Below are 12,524 nucleotides of genomic sequence, written 5' to 3'. Positions count from 1 at the left end.
TGGCGGAGGCGGACGGGAATCGAACCCGCCAGACCGAGATACTCGATCTCACCGGTTTTGAAGACCGGGGGGACCACCAGGAACCCAAACGCCTCCATGGACAAACTAGCGTGGTCAGCGCCGATACCGACGAGCCCGCCCGGGTTGCCCCATCGAGCCGGTGGCCGCCGGGCGGGCGGGGTCGAAGTGCCCACCCGCCGCGGGTGGGGTCGAAGTGCTCGCCCCCGAGCGACAAACCCGTTCACTGGCTCGCGGTCGCGCCGCCTCTGCAGGCAGCTCGGAGAACGACATTGGCGTCTGCGAAGCTTTCGCCGCCACTATCTTCTTTTGCGTCATTCTAAGCGGGTTCGACTCCGTCGTAAGTTGGACGACTATAATTCTGGTGTCACGAAACAACCCAGCGTCGAAATAGAAGACTGGCTACCGCAGTGCCCGAACATATTTCTGCTGCAGATGAAAGCTTGCTGCCTTTGCCACGCTGGATTGCCATTTACGATGCCAGGGCTGCTTCGTCGATTCTGACAAGCAGGCTAGGGGACGGGCGGCAGTACACAAAGATCCGCTTCTTTATAAAGGTGCTGACATCGCCTCACCTCGCGATACCTGGCGTAGCAGTTATCGGTGTGCAATCACGGATCAATTGGCAGCGCTTCGCGGGCTCAGCGCTGTGGCTTTTTCGGTCGATCCTGGTTCCGCATGGCACTCCATGGAATGCTAGCCGCCGACCGTTCGTGCTCAATTGGACGCACGATTGGGAAGTTGTGAATCTGGCGGCTCTGCTGGTTGGCAGACGTCCTGGAGCCGCTATCTACCTGGGCAAGCATCTGATTCGCTTGGCGGATGAACATCAACTCACACTATGGGCAGATGCACGCGGGGAAGACAGATTGGTTGACGCGTACGCCGCCCACGGATTCGTGCCATGTGAATCGGAGTATTCATCGAAGCTGACACTGCTGATGAGGCGGCAGCCGCCCACAATTAGTTGAGTCAAGTATCTTTGGCCGGAGCGCGATTCAGCTTTGCCTCCAAAGCCGCGGATCGCTGGCGTGCATATGCGATAGCCCGATAAATCAGTTCCCAAGCCAGTGCGACTGAAATCGCCGCTATTCCCAGCCAGGAATCGGCTTGCACAACGGCTGATGTCAAGAATACTGTCAATCCCGCGCCGATAAATAAATCGCGACCATTAGGCGCCGGACTTCGCTTACCGTCGATCAACAGGTAGAAATCGAGCCATCCAATTAAAATTAATACTATTACAATGAGCATCACAGGAATACGTTCAACTGTTGATAAATCACGCGTCGAAGTCCATGAAAGGGCCGCCAGTGTGACCGAATTGAGCAGATGCAGCACGAGTGCGTAGCGATAATACTTTCGGCCAGCATTGATGTTTCCGTCGGTTGCGACCGTAACTCCATAGTGAACCGCGAGCGTTCGAAAACCGGTTGCGAGGTCAGAAGACAAGTCCTTTAGGTTTCCGCAGATGCTGTCGAGCTCCAGTGACAACCAGAAGAAGGACAGGGTTGCAAGCCATACCTGGCTTGGCACTTGCCCAAATTCGGCCCAACTCGTCAGCGGTAGCGGAACAACCATCGTAACCGCAAACAGTATTTCCATTAATAAGGGGTAGCGACTCGCCTTCTGATAAATATTCACGAGTACCGCAACACCGAGCAGCATCGAAAATGCAGCGACTCTTAGGCCGCTCCAGCTCATCAGAGCAGCGCTTGCCGTTGCAAGTAGCGGAAGTGTGGTCGCGAGGCTCAGCGCCCAACGCTGGCTTACCCTCCCAGCGACGAGAGCGCTTCTTTGTCGTGCCGGGTTTTGCCGATCGCGCGGCAGGTCAACAAAGTCGTTTAGAGCAAATATGGAGCCGTTGACGACAACTCCAATACACCAAAGCCCAGCGAACGTGGGCCACTCGATGTGCTGACCGCTGAACATGGTGCCAAGCAGGAAGGCGAGGCCACCATACGCGGCCACGTGGAATCGCATCAACGATAGCGAAGGGCCTAGATACGAGAACGGGTTAAATACCTTCGATCTGATTTCTGGCATAGAATTGACGTAGAGTTATGGATCCGGATCCCGCTTGCTGTCGGCCTGATAGTTTGTGGACATTTATAGGAATATGCGCAATCGGCCACCCACTAAATTTCGACGAATTCACGTACGCGAGCCTCAGCAGTCAAGAGTCGACCGTGAGTCCGTTCCCGCCATGCGTTCGCTAGGTCGCATAAAGCCCGCGACGATATTGCATCCGCCCTGCACTGAACCTTGGTGAAGACAGATGTTGCGAGCCGCAGACACGCAACTTCCGCGCCACTCCCGACTACCGCTGCGTCAACTTGCTCGGCATTGGTCCGATCAAGATCCGGATAGGCCTGTATTGCCGATGTGACCGGCCAACTAAGATTGCCGTCCGCCGCATCAATTGCAGCATCACCTAGATCATCGACCAACTGGAGACCCGCGCAAAATAGAATCAGTGCTTCGACTACGGCATCACTCTCACCCTCGTGCCCAGTTAAGCTTCCAATAAGTCGGATTACAGTACCGCCAGGTGCGGCCTTCTCTCCAAGCGTTAGAAGTTCGTCGGCCGTGTACGAATGAGGCGTTACACGATGCGCTAGATCACGCAGGACCGCAGCCGTGTAGCGGGCATAGTATTCAGAATTCATTCGCCGATAGTCACGAGTGTTGTGGGGATCGATATCGCATACCAAGTCGATAGATGCCATAAGGGCTTCGCTCGCGCAAAGGCACATTATTGGATCGGATATCGCCTCGTCAATCAATTTATCCTGCCACGAATAGTGAAAATGGCCAAGGGCGAGTGCCACGCAGATATGCTCAAGAACGCTCTGTTCAGCCAAGCCCCATTCGCGTGCTTGAAGGATTGGAAAGTAAAAGAAGCCACTTTTTAACCCGTATACCGCGTCGGCATAGCTGCCGAGATACGGCTCTACTGCTGGAATCCGCATCGCCAGCGCCGATCTTGCGGAAGCTGCAATGCGTGACCACGGAAATTGTTCCGAGACCTGTTTGAGCCACTGGGTGAGCTGTAGTTGGTCGCTCACAATTCTTCTACGACCAGGCTTTCTGGGACGAAGTGCAGACTACTGCGAAGAGGAAAGCCCTGGCCGCAGTTCACCAGGAATCATCGACGCCGTTCGCCCGTGGAAGAGTCTCGGTGAGGCGGTCCAGTCTGGGCGCCCTCTCCCGAATCGAATCCAGATAGTTGATAGCGCCTTCTGCGTCATGATGGAGCTCGATCACGTCGAACATCGGTCCCTCCCAGAGCCCTAGCTACCAACGATGCGAGAAGTATAGGACAATTCGACGATGATCGTGAGTCCGAGACGGACAACGCGACGAGAGGGCGTTGGAAGGTGAACCGGGAGGCCCACCTTCGAAGCGCCACAAGGACCCATTACGAGGCGGTGCCGTTCTTTTGCGGAGGCGACAAGCGCGTCCAAAATTGCCGCTCACGTTCGTTTCGGTTCTTTCCTGAGGAAGCACTGGATGGTCTTCGAGTTCTCGACATCGGCGCCAGTTACGGTGAAGTAGCCTTGGCACTCCGCGACCGGGGTGCGGAGCCTGTTTGTGTCGACCTCACTTACAGGGCTGCAGCTTACGCTCGAAAATTCAACCGTATCAACGCAATACAAGCGGACGCATTGCGATTACCCTTTGCAGACTCCTGCTTCGACATCACCATTGCAGTAGGCGTGCTTCACCACACCGCCGATCATCTGGTCGGTCTGAAGGAGATGGCGAGAGTAACCCGACCCGGTGGCCGCGCGTTGATCTTCCTCTACAGCGCATTCACCCCGTACCACGGGCTCTACCGTCTGAGCCATCCGTTGCGCCGCGTTACATCGGTTTCGTCGGTGAGTCGAATCCCACCGTGGGTCCTAGGATTGGTGCGGCCGCCGACCGAATTCGTCGTTGGTCAACGCCTTAATGCCGAGCAGATCAAATCGCTTGTTGCCGACCAGTTCTGGACACCGCACGCCACGTTTCACACTAAGCGCGCGATAGTCCGCGACGCACAGAATCTAGGGTTGAGGCTGTGCTTGACGAGACCCTCCTATTGCTATGGCCGATGGTTCCTATTTCGCCGTGACTCGACCGTGAGCCGGGGCACACCTGCTAGCGACGAGTGTGGCGACGTTGACAGTTGTCGCTAGGAGGCGGGCAGACGGTGCCCCGCCCGCTCCTCATAGGCTCATGGCATGACCCAGACGCAGACCCGGCTGACCGGTTATGCGCACGGCGGTGGCTGTGCCTGCAAGATCCCGCCCGGCGAGCTGGAAGAGGCGGTCCGTGGCCTGGCCGGGCAGACCAACGGGAACGTTCTGGTCGGCCTCGACGACGGTGACGACGCGGCCGTGGTGTTGGTCGGCGACATCGCGGTGCTGTCCACGGCGGACTTCTTCACGCCGGTCGTCGACGATGCCTACGACTGGGGTCGGATCGCCGCGGCCAACGCGCTCTCCGACGTCTACGCGATGGGCGGGCGCCCGGTGGTCGCGATCAACCTGGTCGGGTGGCCGCGTGATGTGCTGCCACTGGAGCTGATGACCGAGGTGCTGCGCGGCGGGCTGGCGGTGGCCTCGGAGGCCGGTTGCCCGGTGATCGGCGGTCACTCCATCGACGATCCGGAGCCCAAGTACGGCATGGCGGTGACCGGTGTGGCCGACCCGAATCGGTTGCTGCGCAACGACGCCGCCGAACCCGGGCTGCCGCTGACCCTCACCAAACCGCTCGGGCTCGGGCTGCTCAACAATCGGCACAAGCAGACCGGCGAGGTGTTCGCGGAAGCGATCGCGACGATGGCCCGGCTCAATCGCGACGCCGCCGAGGCCGCGCTGGCAAACGGTGTGCACGCGGCCACGGATGTGACCGGCTTCGGGTTGCTCGGTCATCTCTACAAGATGTGCCGGGCCTCGAAGGTGGGCGCGGTCATCGACCGCTGCGCGGTCCCGGTACTCGATGCCGGCCGGGCGGCGCTGCGCGACGGGTTCGTCTCCGGCGGGTCCCGGCGCAACCTCGACTGGGTGCGCCCGCATCTGCGTCCCGGCCCCGGCGTGACCGAGGATGATCTCCTGCTGCTCGCCGATGCGCAGACTTCGGGTGGCCTGCTCGTGGTGGGCGAACTGCCCGGTCACCCGGTGATCGGTCACACCGTCGCCGGCGAGGGCATCGAGGTCCGCTAGGCCGCTTTACCGGGCGGAAGTGATCGAGTCGTCGGTGATGCCTGCCGCGCGGCGAGCCGCCAGCCGGCGCCGCTGCGGCTCCATCGTGTAGCGAGGGTCACGGGCCGATTCCTTGCCCGCCTCGAAGAAGCCGAACCTCAACATCGCCGACGCCGTCAGCAGCGTCAGGCCGGACAGCGCGGCGACATCGCGGCGGTGCCCGCCGAATAACGCGCCCAAACCGCCTGCGGCGGCCAGTATTTCGCTCGTCTGTAGCAGCCAGCCAGGCCTGCCCTGGTGCAGCGGTTCTCTGGTCACCGGGTCCATCCGGGACTCTGTGAACCTGGCCGAGATCAGATCACCGACCGCACCGATGACCGCCAGCTTGCGCGCGGGCCCGGCCTCGGAGACCGGGGTGGTGATCATCGCCAATCCCGAGGCGGCCAGGCTCGCGGAGCTGACGAACACGAAGGGCAGGTCTCGGTACGCGGCATTCCACGTCGGGGTGGCCGTGTCGGTGAGCAGCACCGCGGTGTAGACGGCCAGCGGTGGCGACAGTACCGCGGCACCCAGGCCGGCCGGTGCCTCCACGGCGCGCAGCACGGACCGCAACGGGCCCAACGGAATTCGTTCGCCCGTCATTCGATCGATCTCGGCAACCGCGGCTATCCCGATGCCGGCGCTGAACGAGCTGAGGATCCACGAACCGATGCTCATCGGCGAGGTCAGCTTGACGGTCCGCAGCATGTTGACGAAACGCTCGGGCCGGCCCAAGTCCTTCACCAGCGCGACCGCGCCCAGTGACACCGCGATCAGAGCGGACAGTCTTGTGTTGCGGCGCAACTTCTTTCGGCCGGTGAGCTGAGCGCCGGCCGCGAGCAGGCCGGACCCGCCCGCGACGCCGCCCAAGAAAAGGTAAGCGGCCACTTCATGTCCCCAGGGCGCGGGCTTGACCACCGGACGGCCGTAATACGAGGTGAACTCGGCCTCGGGGACCATCGGCATTTCGCGTGAGCCGTCGGAACCACTGCCGCCGCCCCGACGGGCGCCGCGCCCGACTTTCCTGCGGCGCTTGCCCCCCTCGGGTTCTGGCGGGCGGAAGCTGTCGAATTCCGAGGTGCTCACCGGCTACTCCAGAACGCCAGCACGGCCGCTCCGGCCATGCCGACCGCAGCCATTGTCGCCCGCTTGAACATCGTGGGCAGGTCGGCGGTGCACACCCGCGGATCCGGCGGCAGACCGTAGACCTCGGGCTCGTCGAGCAATAAGAAGACCGAACCGGTACCGCCGACGCCGTCGTGCTCGTTGGCGCCGTAAAGCCTTGCCTCGGTGCGTCCTTCGGCGTGCAGCTGAGCCACCCGCTGGCGCGCTCGGTCCACCAGGTCGTCGTGATCGCCGAACTTGATCGACGTCGTCGGACAGGTCTGGGCGCAGGCGGGTATCTGGTCCTCGATCAGGCGGTCGTAACACAGCGTGCACTTCTGGGCGACGCCGGTGACGAACTCCTCCTTGGGGCGGCCCGGCCGGTCCACCGGCGTCGCATACGTGCCGTCGCTACGGCGCTCGACCACGCCGAAAGGGCAACCCGCGACGCATGTTCCGCAGCCGTTGCACACGTCGTGCTGGACCACCACGGTGCCGTACTCGGTGCGGAATAACGCCCCGGTGGGGCAGACGTCGAGACAGCCCGCATGCGTGCAGTGCTTGCAGACATCGGAGGACATCAGCCAGCGAAACTCCGGGGTATCAGGCGGTTTCGTGTCGGCGGGGACATCCGCAGCACCCGGGACCGCGGGCATGCCCAGGCTCACCAGCGCGCGGCCGGATTCGCGTGCCTCCTCGATACGGTCGCGACCCTGCTCGATGAACGCCACGTGTCGCCAGGTGCTCGCGCCCAGCGAGCCGGTGTTGTCGTAGGACGATCCCAGCAGCTCGAGGTCGCCGTCGCGCGGGTTGCGATTCCACTCCTTACACGCCACTTCGCACGCCTTGCAACCGATGCAGATCGAGGTGTCGGTGAAAAAGCCCTTGCGGGGCTTGACATCTTCCCACCCTGCATCGGCGGCTGGGTCACTCGGTCCGATCGGCTGAGCCATCGGTTCCCTTCCCGTCTCGCTCGCGATCGATGCTCTCCCAGACAGCTTCGCTCACTCGAATATTGTCCGTCTCCACGGTGGCGCCTGCGCGCGACTGGTATTCCTCGATCAACCGCAAAAGCTTCGCGCCTTGCGGCCGCCGGCCGGGCTGGATGTCGCAGGACCCGGCCTTGGACTCCTGGATCTGGACGTTCGGATCCAGCGTCACGCCTAGCAGATCGTTGGCCCCGTCCCCGCTCACCACCGCGTCGCTCCCGACACCCCAGTGATAGGGCAGCCCGATCTGGTGCACCGTGTGGTCGCCGATTCGCAGCGGGCTCATCCGCTCGGTGACCAGCACCCGTGCCTCGATCGCCGCACGCGGCGAGATGATCGTGGCCCACCCGTAGGGCTGGAGCCCGCGTTCGGCGGCCAGCTCGGGTGAGACCTCGCAGAACATCTCCGGTTGCAACTCCGAGAGATAGGGCAGCCACCGGCTCATGCCGCCGGCGGTGTGATGCTCGGTGAGCCGGTAGGTGGTGAACACGTACGGGTATACGTCGGCGCCTGGGTCGCCGGCGCTGGGAGCGCTCAGATTGTCCTTGCGCGGGAAGGTGATTCGCGAAGGGTTCTGCTGTTGCGGGTAAAGCGCGTTGGCAACCGGCGACTCCTGCGGCTCGTAGTGTGTGGGTAGCGGCCCGTCCACCACACCCTTGGGCGCGAACAGCCAGCCCTTGCCGTCGGCCTGCATGATGAACGGGTCGTCGCCCGCGATGGCATCCGGGCCGCCGACATCTGGGTCCGGCCGGCTACCCGGTGCCCGGTCGGCCACGAAGTCGGGCACGTCGTGACCGACCCAGCGCTGCTGCTCAGGGTCCCACCAGATGTAGCGCTTGCGCTCGCTCCACGGCTTGCCGTCGGGGTCGGCCGAGGCGCGGTTGTACAGAATCCGCCGGTCCAGCGGCCATGCCCAGCCCCACTCCGACTGGCTGGGTCCGGTGCCGCCGTGTGGCACCCGCCGGGCGGCCTGGTTGACGCCGTCCGCGTACACGCCGGAGTAGATCCAGCATCCGCAGGACGTCGACCCGTCGGCACCCAGTTCGGTGTACCCGGGCACCGGCTGGCCGGCTTTCGGCCCGGTCAAATAACAGCCACTGATCTCGGCCAGCACGGCTGTCGAATCGGGCTCGCCATGCTCATCGGTGGGATAGTCCCAGGTCAGATCCAACAGAGGCCGGTCGCGTTCGTCGGTGGATCCGGCCAGCCGCTGCCGGATTCGTTTGCCCAGCTCGAAAAAGAATTGCAACTCGCTCTGGCAGTCGCCGGGCGGGTCGACGGCCTTGTGCCGCCACTGCACAAGGCGTTGGGTCTGGGTGAAGGAACCAGCCTTTTCGACGTGCGTCGCCGCCGGGAAGAAGAACACCTCGGTCTCGATGTCCTCGGTTTTCAGCTCGCCGGAAGCGATCTCGGGGCCGTCCTTCCAGAAGGTGGCCGACTCGATCATGTTGAGGTCGCGCACCACCAGCCACTTCAGGTGCGCCATACCCATGCGTTGCATCCGGCCGTGCGCCGATCCGACGGCGGGGTTCTGTCCCAGCAGGAAGTACCCGTCGACCTCGTCTTCAAGCATCGACATGACCGTCTGATACGTCCCGTGCGGCCCGGACAGTCGCGGCAGGTAGTCGTAGGCCCAGTCGTTGTCCTCGCGGGCCGCATCGCCCCACCATGCCTTGAGCAGGCTGACGATGTAGGTGTCGGCGTTGGCCCAGAATCCTTTTTGGTTCTTCGGCCCGACCGCTTCGATGTAGTCAGCAAAGGTGTCGTGCACACCGGCCTTTGGCATCGACAGGTAGCCGGGCAGCAAGTTGAACAACGTCGGTATGTCGGTAGACCCTTGGATGGTGGCGTGCCCGCGCAGCGCCATGATGCCACTGCCCGGGCGCCCCACGTTGCCCAGCAGTAGCTGCAGAATCGTTGCGGTGCGGATGAATTGGGCGCCCAGCGTGTGCTGCGTCCAGCCGACGGCGTAAGCGAAGCAGGTGGTGCGCTCCCGGCCCGAGTTAGCGACGAGCGTGCGTGCGAGGTAGTCGAAGTCCTCGATGCCGATGCCGCAGACGTCGCGCACCATTTCCGGCGTGTACCGCGCGTAGTGCCGCTTGACGATCTGGAACACCGTGCGCGGATGCTGCAACGACTCGTCGCGCTGCACGCGGGCGTGCGGTAACGGCGGACCGCCGCTGCCGTGCGCGTCACCGGCCGCCCGGGCCGAGGCACTGGACCCGTGCTCGATGTCGGCCTCTTCCTCTTCCTGGCCCGCGTACGCCCAGCTGGACAGGTCGTACTGTCCGGTCTCGGGATCGTAGCCGGAGAACAGGCCGCCCAAATCCTCTGCGTCGCGGTAGTTTTCGTTGATCAAGGTGGCAGCGTTGGTGTAGGCCACCACGTACTCCTTGAACCACTTGTCGTTGCCGATGACGTAGTTGATCAGCGCCCCGAGTAGCACCACGTCCGAGCCCGCCCGAATCGGGATGTGTTTGTCCGACACGGCCGAGGTGCGGGTGAAGCGCGGATCAATGTGAATCAGCTTCGCGCCGCGCGCCTTTGCCTCCTCGACCCACTGGAAGCCGACGGGATGGCACTCGGCCATGTTGGAGCCCTGGATGATGATGCAGTCGGCGTTGGCCATGTCTTGCAGTGATTGGGTGGCGCCACCGCGCCCGAAGGAAGTCCCCAGACCGGGAACCGTGGAGCTGTGTCAAATACGAGCTTGGTTCTCGATCTGGATCGCGCCGGCGGCGGTGAAGAGCTTCTTGATGACGTAGTTCTCTTCGTTGTCCAGCGTGGCTCCGCCGAGCGCAGCGATCTTCATGGTGCGCCGCAGGGGATGGCCCTTCTTGTCGATGTCCTGCCAGGCATGCCGGCGGGCCTCGACGAAGCGGTCGGCCACCATGTCGATGGCGGTGTCGAGATCGATCGACTGCCATTCGGTAGCGCGCGGGGCACGGTAGAGCATCTTGGTCTGCCGCCTCGGCGAGTTGACCAGCTGCTCACTGGCCGACCCCTTGGGGCACAGGCGGCCACGCGAGATCGGCGAGTCCGGATCGCCCTCGATCTGGACGACCTTCTCGTCCTTGACGAACACCTTCTGGCCGCAGCCGACCGCGCAGTACGGGCACACGCTTTGCACGACGCGGTCGGCGGTCGTGGTGCGTGGGGCCAGCGCACGGGTGTGCCTGGAGGTCACCGCCGGCCCACGGCCGAATGCGTCGGCCGAGCGCAGCTGACGGATGACGGGCCATTCGAGAAGGATCTTCGGCGAGGGCAGCTTCGAAGCCATGTCTTGAAGCCTAGTGGTGCGCGCGATCGACTACCCGCCGGGAACCGGCGCGGTATTCCACCGCGCCTCCTACGATGTTTGCTGTGATCAGCGACAGCACCCGGGCTACCGACGCCGATCGCAACAACGCCTGCCAAGCACTCGACGCGGCACTCGGCGACGGCCAGCTGTCGACAGAAGAACACCGCCAGCGGATCAGCGCCGCAACCAAGGCCACCACCCTGAGCGAATTGCAATCGCTGCTTTCAGACCTGCAAATCCATCACACCCCGGTCGCACCGGCGCACCCGACGCCGAAAGTCGGTAGCCGGGCCATCTGGATCGCGGGCGCGGCGGCCGCGGTGCTCTTACTGCTGGGTGCCGGTTTCGCCGTGATGCAGTGGAACACGCCATCGGGCACGCCTGCGCCGGACCTGACCACGACGTCGCCCAGCATCGGCTCCCCGGGCAACACCGCGAGTGCGGCACCGCAGCCGCAGCAATTGCTGAGCTTCGCCGGAATGACGGCCCTGCTGGCGCAGATGCGCACCCAGTTCGGCGACACCCTCGGCTATCAGCTGAACGTCTACCAAGACCAAGCGGTGGTGATGCGTCCGGACACCGCCAATGCACGCAAGGTGGTGACGTGGGTATACCGCGACGGCAGTTGGATGAACCTTGGTCCCACTCCGTCCGCCTTGCCGGACTCCGCAGTCGGTGACCTTGCCAAGTTCGACGTGCAGGCCGTCCTCGGCGTCGTGCAGCAGGCACCGCAGACGCTGCACATCTACGACGCCAGCCGAATCTATTTGACGGTCGAATCTCATCGCGAAGGACCACTGAGCCTGCGCATCCACGCCTCCGACGGGCCGCTCAGCGGGTCGATCGCGGTCGGCACCGACGGCAGCGTCACACAGGTCTCGCCCCCGGCGCGTTGACCCGGGGTGCCCGCCTAGGTGATCGACGCCGCGTAGATCTCCGCGATGTTCGATCCGAGCTTCTCGTCGAATTCCGCGTCGCTCTGCTGGGCGGTCAGTCCCTCGGTCAACGCCCGCGAGAAGCTGGCGATCAGTCCGTGATTGCGGGCCAGGATCTCGCAGCTCTCGGTGAGGCTGTAGCCACCGGACAGCGCGACCACCCGAAGCACCCGGGGGTGCTCGATCAGCGCAGCGTAGAGGTTGTCTTCGTCGGGCAACGTCAGTTTGAGCATCACCTGCCGGTCGCCCGGCAGCTCATTGAGTTTTGCGTGCAGCGCGGCCACTAGCAGGCCGTCCGCCTTGGGCTTGTCCGGGCTTTTGATGCTGACCTCGGGCTCGACGATCGGCATCAATCCGCGCTCGGCGATCGTGGCGGCGTACTCGAATTGCTGGTCGACAATGGCGTTGATGCCCGCCTCGTTGGGCTCTTGGATGAACGAGCGCATCTTGGTGCCGAATATGCCCTTGTCCACGGCCCGATCCAGCAGTGAATCGAGTTTGGTCATCGGCTTCATCAGCTGGACACCGTTCTCGGCATCGCCGAGGCCCTGGTCGACCTTCACGAACGGCACGATGTGCTTCTGCTTCCACAGATAAGCCGCGGTGTCTTCGCCGTTGATGGCCCGGTCCATGGTCTGTTCGAACAGGATCGTGGCCAGTACCTTGTCGCCGGAAAAGCTGGGGCTGGCCATCAGGCGCTCACGCATCTCGTGGATGAGGTTGAACATCTGCTCGTCGTTGTCGTAGGTGTCTTGCTCAATCCCATACAGTTTCAAGGCTTTTGGCGTACTGCCGCCGCTTTGGTCCAGCGCGGCGATAAAGCCACGCCCCGACGCCATCGCGTTGCGTTGCTCTTCGTTCACTGCGATCCCTCCGTCGTTGCTTGATCCGGGCCGGGCCCGGGTGCGCCGAACCCGCGACCCCGGGTCCCAGCATTGCGCACGGACGC

General features: G+C 63.2%; 10 protein-coding genes and 1 tRNA gene. 4 read left to right on the top strand and 7 right to left on the bottom strand.

What is annotated here, in order from left to right; genetic code table 11:
• A tRNA-Sec gene (locus MAAFP003_RS00420) sits at positions 1–96 on the bottom strand.
• A gap of 332 nt (positions 97–428) precedes the next feature.
• Between MAAFP003_RS00420 and MAAFP003_RS29355 the strand changes: the two genes are divergently transcribed.
• Complete coding sequence (locus tag MAAFP003_RS29355; protein ID WP_133160808.1) at positions 429–989, top strand: hypothetical protein; 561 nt, start codon at positions 429–431, stop codon at positions 987–989.
• 1 nt (position 990) lies between these two features.
• Here the strand turns inward: MAAFP003_RS29355 and MAAFP003_RS00415 are convergent, their stop codons facing one another.
• Together MAAFP003_RS00415 and MAAFP003_RS28885 are read right to left on the bottom strand one after the other, a co-directional pair.
• Positions 991–2,001 carry a UbiA prenyltransferase family protein gene (locus tag MAAFP003_RS00415; protein ID WP_165796266.1) on the bottom strand — a complete coding sequence of 337 codons (1,011 nt, stop codon included), beginning with the start codon at positions 1,999–2,001 and terminating at the stop codon, positions 991–993.
• Positions 2,002–2,156: 155 nt separating this feature from the next.
• Complete coding sequence (locus MAAFP003_RS28885) at positions 2,157–3,086, bottom strand: hypothetical protein (protein ID WP_133160807.1); 930 nt, start codon at positions 3,084–3,086, stop codon at positions 2,157–2,159.
• Between the two features lie 312 nt (positions 3,087–3,398).
• Here MAAFP003_RS28885 and MAAFP003_RS30000 point away from each other — a divergent pair, with 312 nt between their 5' ends.
• Positions 3,399–4,199 (top strand): methyltransferase domain-containing protein, encoded by an 801-nt coding sequence (locus MAAFP003_RS30000; protein WP_165796265.1) that lies wholly within the window; start codon positions 3,399–3,401, stop codon positions 4,197–4,199.
• A 45-nt stretch (positions 4,200–4,244) separates the two neighbouring features.
• Entirely contained in the window at positions 4,245–5,228 is a 984-nt protein-coding gene (gene selD / locus MAAFP003_RS00405; RefSeq protein WP_096283447.1) for a selenide, water dikinase SelD, read from the top strand.
• A gap of 6 nt (positions 5,229–5,234) precedes the next feature.
• On the opposite strand, the gene nrfD is transcribed toward selD, so the two are convergent.
• The 3 genes from nrfD to fdh are packed head-to-tail and all read right to left on the bottom strand — an operon-like array spanning position 5,235 to position 10,619.
• On the bottom strand, positions 5,235–6,332 hold the full coding sequence (gene nrfD, locus MAAFP003_RS00400) for an NrfD/PsrC family molybdoenzyme membrane anchor subunit (RefSeq protein ID WP_096283445.1): 1,098 nt from the start codon (positions 6,330–6,332) through the stop codon (positions 5,235–5,237).
• Positions 6,329–7,303 (bottom strand): 4Fe-4S dicluster domain-containing protein, encoded by a 975-nt coding sequence (locus MAAFP003_RS00395; protein WP_096283443.1) that lies wholly within the window; start codon positions 7,301–7,303, stop codon positions 6,329–6,331. The genes nrfD and MAAFP003_RS00395 overlap by 4 nt, the downstream gene beginning before the upstream one ends.
• Entirely contained in the window at positions 7,278–10,619 is a 3,342-nt protein-coding gene (gene fdh / locus MAAFP003_RS00390; RefSeq protein WP_243393719.1) for a formate dehydrogenase, read from the bottom strand. Before fdh ends, MAAFP003_RS00395 begins: the two co-directional genes overlap by 26 nt.
• Before the next feature lie 83 nt (positions 10,620–10,702).
• Here fdh and MAAFP003_RS00380 point away from each other — a divergent pair, with 83 nt between their 5' ends.
• The gene (locus MAAFP003_RS00380) at positions 10,703–11,536 is read left to right on the top strand and encodes a DUF1707 SHOCT-like domain-containing protein (protein WP_165796263.1); all 834 of its coding nucleotides are present in this window, start codon (positions 10,703–10,705) and stop codon (positions 11,534–11,536) included.
• Between the two features lie 14 nt (positions 11,537–11,550).
• On the opposite strand, the gene MAAFP003_RS00375 is transcribed toward MAAFP003_RS00380, so the two are convergent.
• Entirely contained in the window at positions 11,551–12,438 is an 888-nt protein-coding gene (locus tag MAAFP003_RS00375) for a fructose bisphosphate aldolase (protein ID WP_096283435.1), read from the bottom strand.
• Positions 12,439–12,524: the final 86 nt, after the last annotated feature.

This window comes from Mycobacterium ahvazicum (assembly GCF_900176255.2).
GTDB lineage: Bacteria > Actinomycetota > Actinomycetes > Mycobacteriales > Mycobacteriaceae > Mycobacterium > Mycobacterium ahvazicum.
Note: the sequence above shows the minus strand (reverse complement) of the source record. Positions and strands in the feature narration are given on the sequence as shown.

Coding starts and splice junctions, on each gene's coding strand:
- MAAFP003_RS00415 (WP_165796266.1), bottom strand. CDS start 2,001: ATGCGATTCCACGTGGCCGCGTATGGTGGCCTCGCCTTCCTGCTTGGC.
- selD (WP_096283447.1), top strand. CDS start 4,245: ATGACCCAGACGCAGACCCGGCTGACCGGTTATGCGCACGGCGGTGGC.
- MAAFP003_RS00395 (WP_096283443.1), bottom strand. CDS start 7,303: ATGGCTCAGCCGATCGGACCGAGTGACCCAGCCGCCGATGCAGGGTGG.